Origin of the sequence: Streptomyces sp. MJM8645 (assembly GCF_001625365.1) — a bacterium.
Taxonomy (GTDB): domain Bacteria; phylum Actinomycetota; class Actinomycetes; order Streptomycetales; family Streptomycetaceae; genus Kitasatospora.
Genome location: NZ_LJJF01000004.1, coordinates 95,059 through 110,995, shown reverse-complemented (window position 1 = coordinate 110,995; position 15,937 = coordinate 95,059). Strand labels below are relative to the sequence as shown.

General features: G+C 69.7%; 20 protein-coding genes. 10 read left to right on the top strand and 10 right to left on the bottom strand.

Annotated features, from left to right (window positions below):
- Nucleotides 1–11 precede the first annotated feature (11 nt).
- The 3 genes from A6F73_RS38535 (at nucleotide 12) to A6F73_RS42065 (ending at nucleotide 2,407) form a co-directional block, all read left to right on the top strand.
- Nucleotides 12–470, top strand: a complete 459-nt coding sequence (locus tag A6F73_RS38535) for a single-stranded DNA-binding protein (protein WP_063353125.1) — start codon at nucleotides 12–14, stop codon at nucleotides 468–470.
- Nucleotides 471–1,799: 1,329 nt separating this feature from the next.
- Nucleotides 1,800–1,982 (top strand): hypothetical protein, encoded by a 183-nt coding sequence (locus A6F73_RS38530; RefSeq protein WP_063353124.1) that lies wholly within the window; start codon nucleotides 1,800–1,802, stop codon nucleotides 1,980–1,982.
- Entirely contained in the window at nucleotides 1,979–2,407 is a 429-nt protein-coding gene (locus A6F73_RS42065; RefSeq protein WP_159398773.1) for a hypothetical protein, read from the top strand. The genes A6F73_RS38530 and A6F73_RS42065 overlap by 4 nt, the downstream gene beginning before the upstream one ends.
- On the opposite strand, the gene A6F73_RS38520 is transcribed toward A6F73_RS42065, so the two are convergent.
- On the bottom strand, nucleotides 2,397–3,113 hold the full coding sequence (locus tag A6F73_RS38520; RefSeq protein WP_244293890.1) for an RNA polymerase sigma factor: 717 nt from the start codon (nucleotides 3,111–3,113) through the stop codon (nucleotides 2,397–2,399). The genes A6F73_RS42065 and A6F73_RS38520 overlap by 11 nt on opposite strands.
- A gap of 168 nt (nucleotides 3,114–3,281) precedes the next feature.
- On the opposite strand from A6F73_RS38520, the gene A6F73_RS38515 reads away from it, so the two are divergent.
- The 5 genes from A6F73_RS38515 to A6F73_RS38495 all read left to right on the top strand — a co-directional run bounded on the left by A6F73_RS38515 (nucleotide 3,282) and on the right by A6F73_RS38495 (nucleotide 6,621).
- Nucleotides 3,282–3,527 carry a hypothetical protein gene (locus A6F73_RS38515; RefSeq protein WP_159398772.1) on the top strand — a complete coding sequence of 82 codons (246 nt, stop codon included), beginning with the start codon at nucleotides 3,282–3,284 and terminating at the stop codon, nucleotides 3,525–3,527.
- A gap of 268 nt (nucleotides 3,528–3,795) precedes the next feature.
- Nucleotides 3,796–4,314: a hypothetical protein gene (locus A6F73_RS38510; protein ID WP_063353120.1), complete on the top strand. Its 519-nt coding sequence runs from the start codon at nucleotides 3,796–3,798 to the stop codon at nucleotides 4,312–4,314.
- Nucleotides 4,315–4,418: 104 nt separating this feature from the next.
- Nucleotides 4,419–4,946, top strand: coding sequence for a hypothetical protein (locus A6F73_RS38505; RefSeq protein WP_159398771.1), 528 nt, complete (start codon nucleotides 4,419–4,421; stop codon nucleotides 4,944–4,946).
- On the top strand, nucleotides 4,943–6,019 hold the full coding sequence (locus tag A6F73_RS38500; protein WP_063353118.1) for a DUF6545 domain-containing protein: 1,077 nt from the start codon (nucleotides 4,943–4,945) through the stop codon (nucleotides 6,017–6,019). Before A6F73_RS38505 ends, A6F73_RS38500 begins: the two co-directional genes overlap by 4 nt.
- Nucleotides 6,016–6,621, top strand: coding sequence for a hypothetical protein (locus A6F73_RS38495; protein ID WP_063353117.1), 606 nt, complete (start codon nucleotides 6,016–6,018; stop codon nucleotides 6,619–6,621). Before A6F73_RS38500 ends, A6F73_RS38495 begins: the two co-directional genes overlap by 4 nt.
- Before the next feature lie 136 nt (nucleotides 6,622–6,757).
- On the opposite strand, the gene A6F73_RS38490 is transcribed toward A6F73_RS38495, so the two are convergent.
- The 9 genes from A6F73_RS38490 to A6F73_RS38450 all read right to left on the bottom strand — a co-directional run bounded on the left by A6F73_RS38490 (nucleotide 6,758) and on the right by A6F73_RS38450 (nucleotide 14,821).
- Nucleotides 6,758–7,174 carry a hypothetical protein gene (locus tag A6F73_RS38490; protein ID WP_063353116.1) on the bottom strand — a complete coding sequence of 139 codons (417 nt, stop codon included), beginning with the start codon at nucleotides 7,172–7,174 and terminating at the stop codon, nucleotides 6,758–6,760.
- Nucleotides 7,171–8,394 carry a recombinase family protein gene (locus A6F73_RS38485; RefSeq protein WP_063353115.1) on the bottom strand — a complete coding sequence of 408 codons (1,224 nt, stop codon included), beginning with the start codon at nucleotides 8,392–8,394 and terminating at the stop codon, nucleotides 7,171–7,173. The genes A6F73_RS38490 and A6F73_RS38485 overlap by 4 nt, the downstream gene beginning before the upstream one ends.
- Before the next feature lie 137 nt (nucleotides 8,395–8,531).
- On the bottom strand, nucleotides 8,532–9,131 hold the full coding sequence (locus tag A6F73_RS38480; protein WP_063353114.1) for a hypothetical protein: 600 nt from the start codon (nucleotides 9,129–9,131) through the stop codon (nucleotides 8,532–8,534).
- A 77-nt stretch (nucleotides 9,132–9,208) separates the two neighbouring features.
- Nucleotides 9,209–10,186, bottom strand: a complete 978-nt coding sequence (locus A6F73_RS38475; protein WP_244293887.1) for a phosphoadenosine phosphosulfate reductase family protein — start codon at nucleotides 10,184–10,186, stop codon at nucleotides 9,209–9,211.
- Between the two features lie 102 nt (nucleotides 10,187–10,288).
- Nucleotides 10,289–10,900: a hypothetical protein gene (locus tag A6F73_RS38470; RefSeq protein ID WP_063353112.1), complete on the bottom strand. Its 612-nt coding sequence runs from the start codon at nucleotides 10,898–10,900 to the stop codon at nucleotides 10,289–10,291.
- A 74-nt stretch (nucleotides 10,901–10,974) separates the two neighbouring features.
- Nucleotides 10,975–12,423: a hypothetical protein gene (locus A6F73_RS38465; protein ID WP_063353111.1), complete on the bottom strand. Its 1,449-nt coding sequence runs from the start codon at nucleotides 12,421–12,423 to the stop codon at nucleotides 10,975–10,977.
- 122 nt (nucleotides 12,424–12,545) lie between these two features.
- Nucleotides 12,546–13,541 carry a hypothetical protein gene (locus tag A6F73_RS41175; protein WP_159398770.1) on the bottom strand — a complete coding sequence of 332 codons (996 nt, stop codon included), beginning with the start codon at nucleotides 13,539–13,541 and terminating at the stop codon, nucleotides 12,546–12,548.
- 39 nt (nucleotides 13,542–13,580) lie between these two features.
- Nucleotides 13,581–14,204, bottom strand: coding sequence for a hypothetical protein (locus A6F73_RS38455; RefSeq protein ID WP_063353109.1), 624 nt, complete (start codon nucleotides 14,202–14,204; stop codon nucleotides 13,581–13,583).
- An 89-nt stretch (nucleotides 14,205–14,293) separates the two neighbouring features.
- Complete coding sequence (locus tag A6F73_RS38450) at nucleotides 14,294–14,821, bottom strand: hypothetical protein (RefSeq protein WP_063353108.1); 528 nt, start codon at nucleotides 14,819–14,821, stop codon at nucleotides 14,294–14,296.
- Nucleotides 14,822–15,030: 209 nt separating this feature from the next.
- Between A6F73_RS38450 and A6F73_RS38445 the strand changes: the two genes are divergently transcribed.
- The gene (locus A6F73_RS38445; protein ID WP_063353107.1) at nucleotides 15,031–15,444 is read left to right on the top strand and encodes a hypothetical protein; all 414 of its coding nucleotides are present in this window, start codon (nucleotides 15,031–15,033) and stop codon (nucleotides 15,442–15,444) included.
- A 69-nt stretch (nucleotides 15,445–15,513) separates the two neighbouring features.
- Nucleotides 15,514–15,813: a hypothetical protein gene (locus A6F73_RS38440; RefSeq protein WP_063353106.1), complete on the top strand. Its 300-nt coding sequence runs from the start codon at nucleotides 15,514–15,516 to the stop codon at nucleotides 15,811–15,813.
- The last annotated feature ends 124 nt before the right edge of the window (nucleotides 15,814–15,937 follow it).

Here is a 15,937-nt window from a genome sequence, read left to right as displayed (position 1 = left end):
GGAGAACACTCGTGGCAGGAGAGACCGCCATCACCCTCGTCGGCAACCTCGTCGACGACCCCGACCTGCGCTTCACGCCCTCCGGAGCGGCGGTCACCAAGTTCCGTATCGCTTCTACACCGCGCACCTTCGACCGGCAGGCCAACGAGTGGAAGGACGGGGACGCTCTGTTTCTGACCTGCAACGTCTGGCGTCAGCAGGCCGAGCACGCCGCCGAGTCGCTTCAGCGCGGCATGCGCGTCATCGTCCACGGCCGGCTTCGCCAGCGTTCATACGAGACCAGTGCCGGGGAGAAGCGGACGGTTTTCGAGATGGAGGTCGACGAAGTGGGACCGAGCCTGAGGTCGGCCACCGCGAAGGTCACCCGTGCCAGCCGTACGGGCCCGGCCGCGTCGGACAACGACCCCTGGACGGCCACGGTCGACAACTCCTCCGCCTGGTCCCAGGACAGCGCCCGGGCGCCCTTCTAGGAGCCGGCTTTCGGCGTCGACATCTCGGGCCGGGTCGGTGATCGGCCGACCGTCCGGGCGGCCCGTCGGCGGCGGACCGCCTGTAGGGGATGGGGGTTGGCGCTCGGCCGGCGCCAGGGACGGGTTGTTGGTGGGAGTGTCCGTTGGCGACGGGCTTCCGGATGAAGTCGGGTCCGTCGCGGCACCAGGGTTCGTCACCGGAGGTTGGGCCGGCAGCGATGTCGGTGGCTGTTCCGTGCCGACCGTCCGGGGCGTCTCTGGCTCCACCGCCTGCGGTGTAGGGGCCGGGGACTTCCCGCTCGGAACCAGCGGCACGGCCTGCTTGCTGTCGGCCGGACCAGGCTTTGTCGATGACGGCGGGAGCGGCGTCTTCGGCTGCGTTGTCGGTCCGTCCGAAGCCGACGCCTGCGGTTCCGCCGTGGGCGACGTCGGTGCGCCTCCGCCCCCGGGGCCCCCACCGAGCATGGACGTGACCAGCGACCCGTCGGCCAGCGCGTTGGTACGCGGCGTTGGGCCTGCGTTCGGCTCTCCGCCCAGTATCAGACGAACCGCCGCGGCCAGGCTCGACATCGTGCTGTTCGACACGGACCCGATCCGTTCAACCCGGGCTGGTGAAACCCCCAGCGTGCCGAACGCGAGCGCGGCCAGGCGCTCTGGCATTTCCACAGTCAGCCCAGCCGACACCGCAGGTGCCTGGCTCTGTTGGACGGACTGAACGATCAGGTCGTGATACTCCCGCAACCGGGGCGCGTCAGTGCCCCACAGCACGAATCGCGACACCGTACTCACGTTGTCCAGCGCCTTCTGCGTACCGCTCTCCTTCGCCCACTCCTGCGCGTCGGCGGTGCTGCGGAACGCCATGAGGTAGATCCGCTCGGTTCCGTAACTGAACGTGTACGCAATCGAGTTCGGCGAGATGGCTGCCTCGCTGTACATCACCAGCCGGTCGACGTCAGTGCACCTGGCCTGCAAAGGGCCCAGGCTTGTACAACGCATCTGGCCGGCTGCCGCGAACTGCCGGAAGGCAGGGTCGTTCGCGTAGACCATCGTCGTACTGGGCTCTGTCGCCTGCGCCCCGGTCGGACTGGCGGTATGCGGCGCGGCCGCATACCCGACCCCGACCCCGGCGGCGGCGACGCTGGCGACGAGCAGCATCTTGCCCACCGCCGCACGCCTCCGGCGTAGCGACCGGTGCTCCACGATCTGACGGTCCGGACGTGAAGATGCAACCCGGTCGACTGGTGGCGGCGACTCGTCGACGCCGATGAGCCGGTTCATGGTCGGCAGGTTCGGTAGCGCCTTGCGGACCATCGCCCGGATCTGGTCCGGGTGAAGATGGGGGAAGTCGGCCTGCAGCGCGCCCTGGACGGCGAGAACCGCCGAGTCGAACGTCTGGGCAGGCCGGATGACGACGAGAGGCTGGTCACCGTCGATGATCAGCGTGGCGTCAGCGTCGATCCTCGACGACTCGACGACCATCGGGTGACGCAGTTGCATGTCTACCTATCGTGAGCAGCGACGTTGCGGCGCTCAGCCATGAAAGCGGCGGCTTGCGCAGCGATCTTGGCCAGGTCGTCATCGCTCAGGGGCTCGACGGACCGGGCGGCCACGACACGCATGCCATCGACCTGGGTGACACCCACCTCTGCGGGCACCGTGCACAGTTCCTCGGCAATACCGAAGCCCTGGCCCGCTTCGACCTCCAACGGAGCATCAGCCTGGAAGGTCTCGTCGACGGCGGCGAACATGGCGTCCAAACCGTCCTGGTAGGCCGCTTCGCTCAGCGGCTCGGCTGGGTGGAGCGCGTGAGCGGCCGTAACGGCGCGCCGAGTTGGCCGGTCATGAACGCCGGCGCCGTCCCCACCGAGGGCCCGGCAGAGCCGGTCGACATGTGCGCGTCGCATCCCGCAGTCCAATCTCGTCTTGCTACACCCTGATCACGTCACCCGCAGCACTCTCCTCGGCGAGAAGAGCAGGTGCAAGAGGAGGTTCGGCCAGCTTGTGAGCCACCTCGTCCGCCGGCAGGATCTTGGAGAGTTTACGCAGGCCGCGGTTGAGCAGTACACGCACAGCGCCCTCAGATGTCGGGCGCAGTCGGGTGCTCAGCACCTGCGCGGTCTGGGCGGTGTTCAGACCGACGCACACCCGAAGGTACACGGCTTCGCGCTGGCGCTCGGGCAGCTTCGCCAAGTACTGCTTCAGCGCGGAGGCGACTTCGCGGCGTTCGGCCAGGCGCTCGGGGCTCTCGTCCTCCGAGGGCACGTCTGCCGCCACCGGGGTCGCGCTCAAGATCTCCTGGGTACGGCGGCCGGCCGCGCGGTAGTGGTCGACCACCAGGTTCCGCGAGATCGTGAACAGCCACGGGACGAAGCCGCTGGAGCGGCCAGGGCGACTGGCGTACTGGCCGATGGAGCGGGCCACCCGGACCCAGGTCTCCTGGGCGAGGTCCTCGGCGGTGGCCATGCTGTCCACGCGGGCCCGGATGTCGCGGATCACCGGGTCACGCAACGCCGCGTACAGGGTGCTCAAAGCGGCCTTCCGGCCCTCCGCGCTGGTGGCCTCGGCTGCGGCCCGGGCGCACCGCTCGATCTCGTCGAGGTCGTCGGAGCCTTGTTCAGCGGGCTGGGGGGTGGACAGGAGCACGATCAAGGACCGCCCTTGGTCTTGAGTGGCAAGGGATCAAACACAGAGATTCGACCACACGTTCGAGCGTTGTCTATTCTCGAAGTTACAGTTATGGTCGACCGGCCGGCTGTGGTGGCCGGTCGGCCGAGAGCTTCTTCGGCCTCACTGCGAAGGAGGAGTGGCGGCGTGGTTGAACCGATGGCGGGTCGCGCCCCGTCCCCGGCTCAGGGTTTGCTCGTGCGCCTGCCGGTTGACCGATGGCTGACGCCGGCGGACGCGGCCCAGGCGGTTGGCGACCAGGGGGCGACGGTCACCCGCTGTGGTGACTCCTACCGGGTTGACGGGGTGTCGCTGGCATCCGCGGTCCGCCATGGGCGTCGCTCGGGGCGAGTGGTCACGCGCGGCGACGGCATGTTCCTGCGCAAGCAGTGAACCGGGCCGGCCGGTGGTGTGGCTGTACTGCGGCAATGCAATCTCCCCCTCCGGAGCGAACGCGTGGGCATGTCGGTACCCCCGGTCGATTCGTACACCCGGCGTAACCCCCCTGACTGCCTCACTATAGTGCGGCAGGCTTGGACCCAACCACATCCGCCCAGCTCAGCGCCAATAAAATAGTTGAGTGTGCATAATCAAGTGAGCTCACTTTAATGACTGACGGTATAGTTGGAGCCGTTGTGAATAGCAGAAAGCGGTACTCTCTGTGAGCGAATCGGCACCCACCTCCACCGGTCTGCGGGCGCAAAAGATCGCCCAAAGGCTGAACCACCTCATCGAGGTGGAGAACGTCCGGCGCGCCAGCAAGACCCCGCCGCAGGCCCCGGTCGGCATCCCCGAACTCGCGGAGCGATCTGACGGCGTCCTGTCCGAGACCCAGCTGCGCTACCTCAAGCGCGGCTACGGTGCCAACAACACCCCCACCAACCCGACCGTGGTCACCCTGGATGCCCTCGGCCGGCTCTTCGGCCTGGCCAACGGTGCCTCCTATTTCACCTCCGACGACACCTCCGCCATCGACCGGCAGCTCGACGGGCTCAACTCCCTCGCCAGGCTCCGCGGCACCTCCGGCGCGGTGGAAGGCGGAGACTCTGGCCTCGGCATCCTCCAGCGGGCCATGGGGCTCAAGCCGGCCAACTTCGACATCCTGGTCGGCATGGCCCGCAGGATGGTGGAGCTAGAGGAAGAGGCCGCCGCCAGGGCCCCCAAAGGTCACGGAGAGTAATATTTTCGGAATGCCTCAGTCAAGATGTGTTTAAATTTCGAACCTGTCCATGAAGCGCGCACCAGCAGCCAGCCGGCACCGCCGCGCGAACGCAAAGGTTCGAGATGCCTGTTCCACGAGGGATCCGCAGACGGTGCGAAGCACTGCTCCCTGATCTGCCCATCCCCGACCCCTTCAACATCGAAGACTTCGTCAAGGCGCTCGAAGCTCACCGGGGACGCCCCATCGCTCTGGAGCCGCTCCCGGAAGACGCCAGCCCGGAGACCCCGACCGGCCTGTGGGTGAAGCTGCCCCACGTCGACGTCATCTTCTACAAGCAGAACACCAGCCTGGCCCACCAGACGCTGATCATCCTTCACGAGATCGGCCACATTGTCTGGGAACACCAGTGCCTCGTCCAGGAGGACATCCTCCTGTCGATCTTCCCCGACCTCAGCCCCGAACTCGTCGCGTCCGTCCTGCTCACCCGCAACGGCTACGACAGCATTCAGGAGGCCGAGGCCGAGATGATGGCACTGCTGCTCGCAGAAGCCATCGGCTCCGACGAAGGCACCACCCGCCAGGCCCGCAACGTCTTTCGCACCCTCACCTTCCCCGTGCGCAAGGTTCTCGGCTGGAGGAAGGCGGCATGAGCGGAGTCCTCTACCACTTCATCCCCGCCGCCCTGGTCGTCATCGCCCTGTGGCGCCTGCCAGCCGCCATCCGTTCTGGGCGCGCCGCCCGGTCCCTGTGCATCACCATCGGCACCCTCGGACTGGCCCTGGGCACCGGCGCCATCAAGATGCAGCTGCACCACGCGGTAACCGGTTCGTCGGTGCTGGCGAAGCACCTGCTCGGAATCGCCAGCATCGCCTTCCTCCTGGACTACCTCTACGCAGTCCACGGCCGAGGGCCCCGCGGACGCGCCCGCCCCAACCTTCCCCTGGCCGCCGTCGCCGCCGCGACCATGACGCTGCTGTTCTTCTTCGCACTTCCCCGCGATCCCGTCCCGGACCCGAACTTCCTTCTGGATATCCACCAGGGCGAACCACCCGTCGTGATCTACCAGGCGATCTTCTATGCCTACCTCGGTACCGCCATGGCGCTCGGCGCCAAGACCTTCGCCAGCGCCCGTCGCGCCATCCCCCGAGGAATCGTCAGGGCCGGCGTCACCTTCCTCACCGTCGGCTGCGCCCTCGGCGCCCTCTACGTCGCCGAACGGCTCCCCTACACCGTCCTCGGCACCGGGCTCGCCCACAACCCGATGTTGGACGCCCTGTTCGACGGCACCGTCGCAACGTCGATCTTGCTGATCATCATCGGCCTGATCCTGCCGCCCGTGCGCGGCCTGGTCCGCTATGTCCGAGACCAGCACACCATGTGGGTCCTTCATCCCCTCTGGTCGGCGGTCGTCACCGAGTTCCCGAACCTCAACCTCGGTGAGCGCCGGTCCCGACTGCGTGAGCTCTTCGTCTGGGGTGACCGGACCATCGACGTCGCCCACAATGCCTTCGCGATTCGTGACGCCTTCCTGAACCTCGGTATCGGCGCCGCGAGCCAGGACGCCACCACCGATGCGATCATGGCCCGGGCCGCCCTGCGCCGGCACACGGTCGACGTTCAGATCTCCGGCCGCAGTCCCATCAGCCAGGCACTCCGAGCACCCTCCAGCGACATCCGATGGGCGAAGAACGTCGCCCGCGCCTACAACAAAACGAGCAGATGACCACCACCACCGACACCCCGCGCCCCCTGGCACTCCTCGGCCGCCGACTCAGCGACTGGGCAGACCCGAAGAACACCATCGTCGCGGTCAGCCTGGCGATCGGCTGCGGCCTCTACGGCTGGCCCGGCCTTGGCTGGGCAGCCATCGCGATCGCCTTCGCCGCGGTCATCCCGATGATCTACATCGTGTACATCGAGGGCAACGGCACCTGGGCCGACCGCCACCTGACCGACCGCGTACGCCGCATCACCGTCCTGCCAGTCATCAGCGGCTCCGTCGCCGCCGGCCTGGCACTCCAGGCCGCCACCAGCGCCCCGCGCCCGCTCATCGCGATGACCGCCGCCATGTGGGCCACCATCACCGCCGTGTGGCCCATCACCGTCCTGGCCAAGTACAAGATCTCCGTCCACGCCGCCGTCACCGCCGGCTCCTTCGCGATGCTCGCCCAGGCCTACAACCCGTGGTGGCTCCTCGGATTCGTCTTCGTCGCGCTGCTCGGCTGGGCCCGTGTCACCGTCCGCGAGCACACCGTCTCCCAGACCATCACGGGCGCCGTTCTCGGTACCATCGTCGCCGGCGGCGTCTACATGCTCATCGCCTGAACCCACACGCGCCAGAGCCGCCGACCGACAGGCCACCGCGCACCACCGGCCACATGCAAGGAGCCCTGGGCGAGACGCCCAGGGCTCCTTGCACTTCATGGCGGAAGTCGTCCCGACCGAGGCGAACCCCGGAAAGTCATACCGGCGCGGCCTCGATCCCCACAGGCCCAGTCTCCTCCGGCGCGTCCGGCTCACCAGCCGGCACGAACCTCGACGCCGAAGAACGCTCCGCAAGGAGCCGCTTCACCTGGGCGGCCGGCACTCCCACCGCCAGGGCGATGTCACGCGTCGTTGCCCGCCGCAAGGCCAGGGCTACGACGGCCTCACTCACTGCCGCCGCGTGGGCGGCCTTGGTAGCCCGGACCTTCTCCAGCTCCGGCGTCACCGGGGTGATCATTACCTCGGCGGTCACGCCCACGAGGGCAAGTCCTGCCTGGGTGTTCTCGCCCACCTTCGTCAGCGTCTTGCCGTGGCTATACACGCCGTGCTCGGGGACGTGCACCGTCCACTCCCGGCCGCGCCGGGTGGCCCGGCACTCGATGGTCTCGGTCACGTCGTGCTCCCCATGCCGTCGATGACCTGCTGTACGAGCGCATCCGGGATGGGGGTGGGCAAGACCACTTTCCGGCTGCCGATCTGGTACAGCGTGTGTGTTCCGCTGCTGCTGACCATGGTGACGGTGAGCCCCAACCGGCGGGCCGCGGCACGGATACGCAGCAGCGGACCGCCCGCCCCCGCACCCGCACGCAGGCCCGCGGTGACCTGCTGGGCCTGCTTCCACTCCAGCAGGCTGACCACCGGCTCGTGCACGATCTCCGGCGACCACACCCACTCCGAGATCGCGTTCCACCGGGAGAAGCCGGCCTTGCCGGTACGGGACGCCTTCCTGTTGTAGACCTGGTAGCCGCTCAACTTGGGGTTGGCTATCAGGCCCTCGACCAAGGAGTGCGTCCACCGGCGGTCGATCATCGGGTACCGGTCGGGTTCCGCCTCCAGGATCGCGATGATGTCCGCCGCCTTCAGGTGCTCCTCCCGGCGCAGCCGGCACAGCTCGCGGGCCGCATCGAACCGACGCAGGTCCGGATGGGGGGCCAACTTCTTCTTCTCCCGCGCTACGCCCAACCGCCCCTTCTCCGGTACCGGGGCGTCCAGGTCGACCACCGCGACGTACGGGTAGGGCGGCGCGCCATGGTTCCACCCGGCGATGGCGTGCTGGACCTGGCCGCCCATCGACATCTCCATCATCGCCGTCCGGTAGAGCTCCGCGTCGACCTGGCCGTAGCGGCGGGTGCGCAGCCGTCCGGATTCGGTGCCGCCGACCGGTTCGTTGGCGTACACCACCTCTACCCCGGCCTTCTGCAGCTCGTGTTCCACGCTGAGGCTCGTCAGCATGGCGCGTGCCACACGGTCGGAGCGCTCGGCCAGGGCGTGGGTGATGCCCAGGTCACCGGCCCGGTCCACCAGGTCCTGGAGTCCTCCGTCCCTGGGGGTCGGTACGTTGAGTGCGTCGTACATCGCCTGCGGCCCGAGGCCCCGGAGCTCCGGAGCCAACATTCCGCTTTCAACGTCCCAGAAGTACGCGACGAACTCCTCGCCGGCCTCCAGGCGTTCGGAGGCGAGTCTGACCTGCCGGGGTATGGACGACGCGGGGTTCTGGGTTCCGTCCTTGGTGGAGACGCGGCCGACGAACACCGAGCAGCGGGGGCGCAGGTCCGTTCGTACGAAGGCCTGCAAGTCGCTGAGGTCGATGGGCGGTCCGAATTGAGAGCTCATGGCCCTTCCTGGGTACTTTGGGAACTCGACGGTGAAGGGCGGCCGACCGGGGCGCGGTCGGCCGCAGACGGGATGTCAGACCAGGTAGTTGCGGCGGCGGTAGACGTCCCCGGCGCTGCAGAGAAAGACCGACGTACTCAGTCGAGCGAAGAGCGCAGGGGGTAGCGCTTCGCGGTCGGCTCGGGCTCGTTGTCGGCCGGCAGGGACATCGCGGCAAGCATCCGCAGGGCCGTCGGGCCGTCAAGCTCCTCCGCGGTGACGTTCACCGCGGCGGTGCCGTCTCCGTTCGCGCGGACGTAGGCAACCCCGGTCGGCCACTTCACCCACCCAGCGCCCGGCCGGGAGCCAACAGCCACCCGGTGGTCGCCGACTATGGCCCCGATCTGGGCGAGAAGGTCGGCGAGCTCGGACTTCGCTTGCTCGGTTCGGGCGGCCAGGCGGGCGTCGCGGTCTACCCAGGCGGGTGCCAGGGTGCCTCCTACCTTCTCGGCGAGCGCGGGCAAGTCGTCGAGCGTGCCTTCAAAGCGGCCGAAGTGCCCCTCTACGCCAGGCCACACCCGGTCGCTGTTCAGCTGGGGCCGCAGGTTGACGGAGCCGGATTCGGAGGTCTCGACGAAGATGGTCAGATCATTCGGGCCGTACAACAGGGCACCGCGCGGGTCCAATATGGATTCGGCCCACCAGGCGTCGCCAAGATACTTGGCGATCCTGCGGCTGGCGTTGAGAGCGGAGATCACGATGGGTTCCTCTCGGAGCCAGGCCGGCTGGCAGTGTGACTGCCGACCGGCCGGGAGGGTCAGGGTCAGGGTCAGGGTCAGGCGGCCAGGGTGTAGCGGCCGCGGTAGGTGTCGGCGGCCAACTGGCTGACGTACTGGGCGAGGACATCGCCGATCTGCCAGTCGGTGAGAGGGCCGCGGCGGACCGCTTCCTCGTACACCTCCGCCATCGACACGTCCGGCTTGATCCGGTGCCGCACAGCGGCCTCCAGGGCGACGTACCGGGCGGCCAGGGCCAGGCGCAGCCGGGCGGCGCGCACCAGGTCCTCGAACCCGGCGAGGATGCAGAACGTGCAGCTCAGGCGCGGCATGCCCATGTCGTAGGCGGGGTGGTACTCGGCGCCGGCCGCCGCGATGCTGCGCCACACCTTCGCCGTGCTGTACGCGTGCACCGGATTCCACTGCAGGACGATCCGCTTGCCGCTGCTCGCGCGCCGGTCGATCGACAGCAGCTCCCGCTTCGCACGGGCCGGCGACTCCTCCGCCCGGAAGCCCATCACCGTCAGCAGCAGCGCGGGACGGCCAAGGTCCCCGAGGTCGACGGTCACCTCGGTGAACACCACAGCCAGGACGTCGCGCTTGAGCGAGGAGGTGCACAGGCGCCGCTTGGCGTCGGGAAACATGCCGCGGGCCTCGACCATGCCGATGAAGCCGCCGGCCCGGGCGCGGACGGTCAGCGGGACGCCGAAGAACGCGGCGTGCCGCTCGACCAGTTCACGGGTGCCCGGCCATTCGGCTTCCCCGAGGTCGGCGTGGACCATCATCACCCGGTCGACGGTGCCGCTCTGCTGCGCCGCGTCCATGACGACGATCGCGGCCGCCAGGCTGTCCTTGCCGCCGGACGTCTGGATCAGGGTGCGGTCGGCGAGCGCGAGCAGCACCGCGTGGGCGGTGCGGGACTTCGGACAGCGGCGGCACACCGAGTCCCGGGCGCCGAGCGCCCCGGCCGGGCCGAGCGTGGTGCGCCCGCACAGCGACACCGTGGGGCCACGGCCGGGCGAAGGCAGGTGAAGCACGGTGGAGCCCGAACTTCGAAGCAAAAAGGGGCAGTTCATCAGTGGGTGTCCTTTCGGCGGGCGGAGTGCTCTCCCCGCGGCGGGTTCGTGTCGACGGGAGGTTCAGCCGACGAGGTAGCGGGCTTCCTCCCGCGCCCACTCGACGGCCTCAGCGGTGCTGGGGAACACGAGGCTGCTGGTTTCCAGCCGGGGGTCGTCCTGGTCGACGCGGCGGGTGCCGGCGGTGGCCACGTACACGGTGCAGTCGCCGTACACGTACTTGTCGACGCTCGACCAGTACCGGTCGCAGTGTTCCGCGTTGTCCGCAACGTCCTCGTCGTGGACCCGGACGGCGCGTACGAGCTCACGGTGCGCGCCGTTGTGCAGCAGAGCGGCCCGCAGGCCGTCGACGGGCGGGGCGTCCTCTGGCGTCGGCGTGTGCGTCCACCCCTTCGTCAGGTACGCCTCGGCGAGGAACTCGCTGCTGTGCACCCGGCCGGCGACGGCGGGCGGCGCGAGCCGGGACGGCGGGCGGACACCGGCCCACAGGCCCGAGGTGGTGACGCCATCGGACCAGCACTGCCACCCCGCCCCGACATGGGTCACGGTGACGTCGGGGACGACGATGACCTGTCCGCCCAGCCGGTCGCACTCCTTCGGGTGGTCGGTGACGATCACGCCCATCTGGCAGGTCAGGACGTAGCGGGCCGGCACGTAGCTCTCGGTGCGGTACATCAGTGGGTCCTTTCAAGATCAGGTGATTCGGGGTGCCCCGAACGGGCGGGGCACCCCGGGTGGTCGACGGCCGGTCAGCTGGCGGGGAGGAAGGCGCCGCAGTGGTGGGAGCCGCAGCGGTGGTGCTCGCGGGCCCACAGGCCGCAGTGCTCGCACGGCGCGTGGCCTTCTGCATCGGCCGGCGTCGCCAGCAGCACCGGGCGCGGTTCGACGGCGACGCCGTACGGGAACGTCAAGCGGATCGAGCCGTCCGGCTCCAACGCGGCCGCGGCGCCGTACTCGCGGATCACGCGGCCCAGCTCGGCGGAGAACCAGGCGCCGGACCGCAACACCCGACTGTCCTCCCGGGGGTGCGGGTGGTCCACCAGGTAGGCCACGGCGGTGGCGTCCTCCGGCCCGGCCGGACGGCCGTCGCCGGGCCGGTACGGGTGCAGCGGCAGGTAGCGCGCGGCCAGCGCGCCGGTGGAGATGTAGACAGCCCCGGTCTCGGTCACCGCCGCCCTGGTGAACGGCTGCTGCCTCATCTGCTCGCGCACGATGCCCAGCACCCGGCCCCGGGGAATCATCTGCGGCTCGTCGGCGGCCGGCTGCTCCCAGCGCAGGCCGTTGCGCACCTCGATGAGGAAGTCGCCGAAGGGCAGTTCAGCGGGGACGGGCCACAGCGCGTTCGGGCTGAGCTGACGCCCCGGCATGGCGTCGTAGACGGTGCTCCCGGCGGGGATCGGGTCCGCAACGGCCAGCGGCTGGAAGGCGGGCTCAGGCTGCCCGATCCGGCCCACGACCCCGGGAAGGGCCCGGTCCGGCTCGCCGGGCGTCGTCCGGGTCGGGTCGTGGTCGGGCTTGCTGGCGAGGCTGTCCAGCGCGGCCCTGACCCGGTCGAGGGTCTTGCCCGCCCCGTCGACTTCGGCCCGAGACGCCTCCCCGCCCCCGGCGATGTTGAGGAAGTTGGTCGCGTACTCGGCGATCATGCGCATCACGTTCGGGCTCCCGGTGACGACCACCGACCGTGCCCGGCCCCGGGTGACCTCCTCGCTGTTCTCGTATGCCAGGCGCAGCGCCTTGCACATCGGGTCCACGTCGTCGTCGCCGAGGATCGCACCGGTGCCGCTCAGCCACTCGGCGAACGCGCCGGGCAGGCTCACGGCCCGGGTGGCGCTCGCCAGCGCGGTGCGGGCGATCTCCGCGAGCTCCCGGCCGGCCGCCTCCAACGGCGTCCACAGGACCACCGGGCTCTCGTCCTCGTCCTCGTTCGGCTCGAAGCGCCGGAGCAGCCACTCTCCGGTCGGCTCGCCGCCGGCGGCGACGTCGATGCTCACCATGCCGGAGTCGCGCTCCTCCTCGGGGTTGCCCTCGATGTGCATCCGGATGCCGGAGGGGTGGGCGAGGAACGCGGCGCCGTGCTGCTCGCCGGCGGCCCACGCGGGCCCGAGGGTGGCCGATGCGGCGCGGGCGAGGTCGATCAGGCCGAAGGGTGCTTCGACCTGGTAGAGCGGGGCGTTCGGCTTGGTCAGGCTCACGGTCATGGTGCGGGTGTCCTTTCGGTGGGGCGCCGGAGTGCTCTCCCCGACGCCCCATAACTGTAACATCGAAAATGATTATCCGAACAGGGTGGCGTGCATCACAACGCCCTTCGCCGCGAGGAGGGTTACTCCTCCGGCGTCCACGTGATCAGGCCGCCCCCGAGACGCCACGACCGGATCGCACCGACTCCGTTCGCCTCCACTCGGGCGAAGTCGAACGACAGCAGGACCTCCACCTCCAAGGCCGCCCACTTCCGGTCCAGCACCTGGTCGGCCTCCACGCCCCCGCCGGGCAGGGTGACCACCGCCCGCCACCGCGTTCCACGGTTCGACATCAGCGCCCGCGCGCACTGCCGGGCCACGTCCGCGTGCTCTCGCCGCAGGTCCAGGAACTCATTCGGCACCGCGTACGGCGTCCACTGCTCCGCCTCCGGTTCGCCGGCCTGACGCCGGTACAGCTGCCTCTCCCCGAGCCACAGCGAGCCGTCGCCGCCGACCACCACCGGGACACGCCGCCGGCTGGCCGACCCCACGGCCTCCGCAACGTGCTGCGCCAGCACGTACCCCCCCAAGCTGGCCTCGCTCATGTTCCACACGCCGAAGTCCCAACGGCCGTCCAGGACCGGCATCGGAACCGGCAGGACGCTGCGGTCCGCCTTGGTGATCACCCCTGTCTCCCGGTGCCGGGCTTTCCCGTCTTCGACCCGCTGTTCCACCGTGCTGAGCAGCAGCAGCGTCGACCGGTCGGGGGAGTAGCGCACCGCGTACCGGTTCGCCACCAGGAACCGCCGCAGCTGTTCCGTCATCGCCAACCGTTCCGCGACCACCACCGCCTGATCCTCGGACGGCGACGGCAGCCGGTGCCACCACACCCGCACCGTCGCGCCCTCCACCTCGCTACCCGGCCTCACCGAGGCCACCGAGAACCCCGGCCGGCCGCCCTCCCGCCACACGGGGAACTGGCCCTTCTCCGCCAGAAGCTTCGTCGCCAGGCGAACCCCCGGCCGGACCACCGGACCGGCGACCACCACTGCATCCGGATCGAACATGAAGACCTCCAAGTTGTGAAGTAGCTGTGCTTTTTGCGACTTTTGCGACCGCCTCAACGCGCGCACGCGCACGCGCGAGGCAGTTCGGGGGATGGCGAATCCGGCAGCGGCCTACGCGAGCGGGCGCAGCAGGTGGCAGTGCAGGTAGCAGTACAGGCCGCTGTGGACGTCCGGACCCGCCCACTCCGTGGCCCGCGCATACCCGAGTCCACGCACCACGTCTTCGGCTTCGGCGAGCGTGGTGGCCGGGTCCGTGTCGAACGGATCGGAGATGCCGGAGCGCTTGTCCCGCCTGATCGTGACCTCGTGCTCGACCGGGTTGAAGTAGGCGCTGTACCGCAGGCCCTCGTCATTGAAGAAGCGGGCGCTGTTCGGGATGTAGGCCGGCCGCCGGGAGTTGAGGGCGTCGGCGAGCGCGGCCGCCAGCGGCGCAGGGTCCAACGACGCGCCTTCGCCGCACTCGGGCTGCCCGCACGCGGGGTCGGTGCAGCGGTGGAAGACGACGATCACGTCGTCGTCTTCATCGGGGGCGTACAGCTGGCAGTGCAGGGCTTCCAGCTTCTCGCCCTTCTCGGGGAAAACCTCGTCGCAGTCGATGAGCGCGTAGGTGATGCCCGGGCCCTGGACGAAGACCTGGTCGCCGCCGCCGTCCGCCGGTGCCACGACGGCCGGAAGGCCGGCGGCGTGCTGGGCGGCCAGGATCTGAGCGGTCGCGGGGTGGAGCTGGTCACGCATTCGGGTGTCCTTCCGGTGGTGCCGGGTGCTGTCCCAGCGGTGGGGCTGCGCCCCGGGGCCGATGCCGCCCCAGGGCGCAGCGGGGTTGGTCAGCTGGCGGTGGCGGGCAGCCTGGTCGAGGTGAGCCAGGTGTGCAGGGTGGTGAGCGCGAGCAGCGTGCGGTCCAGCGGAACGCGTTCGAGGCTGACGCGTGCGGTGCCGTTGTTGAGCCGGAGGACGTGGTGGGCGGCGGGGGTGCCGTCCTCGTGGCTGATGAAGTGGATGTGGCCGGGGTGGGCGTCGGTGATGCTGCCGGTGCGGCCGCTCGGGCTGCTGGGGCTCTCGTAGCGCCGGGGGTCGGGGTCGAGTGCTGCGTTCACCAGGGTGTCGGCGTCCTCTTCGGGCAGGACGGTGCTGATCCACACGTCGTGGCCGTTGGTGATGACGGTCTCCAGGGAGCGGCCGGGGCCTTCCCACTGGAGGCAGACGCGGCCGGCGATCGGGCCCTCGTATGGGTTGACGATGCCGCCGGGGAAGCGGTCGAGGACCAGCTGAGTGACTGCGTAGTCGAGGTGGGCGCGGGCCTCGCTGACGGCGTGTTCGAGGTTGCGGTCGGCGGTCTGCTGCGTCGTGGGCATGGGTGTCCTTTCGGTTCGGCGGGAGCTGCCCCGCCACTGCCGCAACTGTAACAACGAAAATGGTCAGCGCAAGACCATCGGCCAAGTTTGATGAGATTCATTTCCGATGTTGCAGTTATGGCGTTGGGGCCCTACGGTGGGAACCACACCGGCCGGTCACCACCGGCCCCGGCGGGAGAGCCCCCGCCACCACCGAAAGGACACCTCCGATGCGCAGCACCACCACGCCCGAACCCACCCGCAAGGCCCGCCTTCGCCGCCGACTGCGCCACCTACGCGAAGCCCGACGCGCCATCAAGGCCGTCGCCACCAACGGGGTGCGATCCCTCTCCACCCACCTGATCGCACGCGGCATGCACCCCGACCACGCCCACCGCTACAACGGCGCCGCCACCCGCAAGGCCAACAAACTCGGCCTGCTCTCCGCCGGAGTCCTCACCCGGATCATCCCCACCCCCAAGGGCCCCCGCCCCCAGGACGTCACCCTCTACACCCACCAGCAGGTTGACGACCTTCTGGCCATCTACCGGCCCGCGAAGAACCGCCAGAACCGCGACGCGATCGACGCGTTCGACCGGATCGCCGGCGGCCCGCTGCGCCCCGCGCACGCCCTCACCGCCTGACCCGCCCGCCGAACGCCACCCCGGAACCGATCACCGCCCGGCCCCGCCCCAACCAGGGAGAAACCCCTCGTGCTGCTGCGCCTGCTCGCCGTCGCCGTCCTCATCGCCCCGGCCCCGCTCACCGACCAGCCCATGCGCGTCGCCATCCACATCGGCCCCACCGGCACCATGACCGTCGCCCGTGTCCTGCCGGAACCCGCCTGCGCCACCGCCAGCGACGCCCTGACCATCGCCCTCCTCAACCAGGGCTTCGAGTCCTACGGCGTCAACGCCCCCACCCCCGCCAAGGCTGCCGCGATCGTTCACCACCTCTACGCCACCGATCAGGCCCCCGACCCCGACGACTACCCGCCCGCCGCGAACTGCTGACCCCGGCCACTCGCCGCCGAAGGAACCCTGGGCAGCTCGCTGGCGATCGACCTCTGACCCGCTCGGGGGCCCGGCCCGACAGCTCCGGGCCCCCGTCGACGCGACACAACGCCCCACGGCGCAG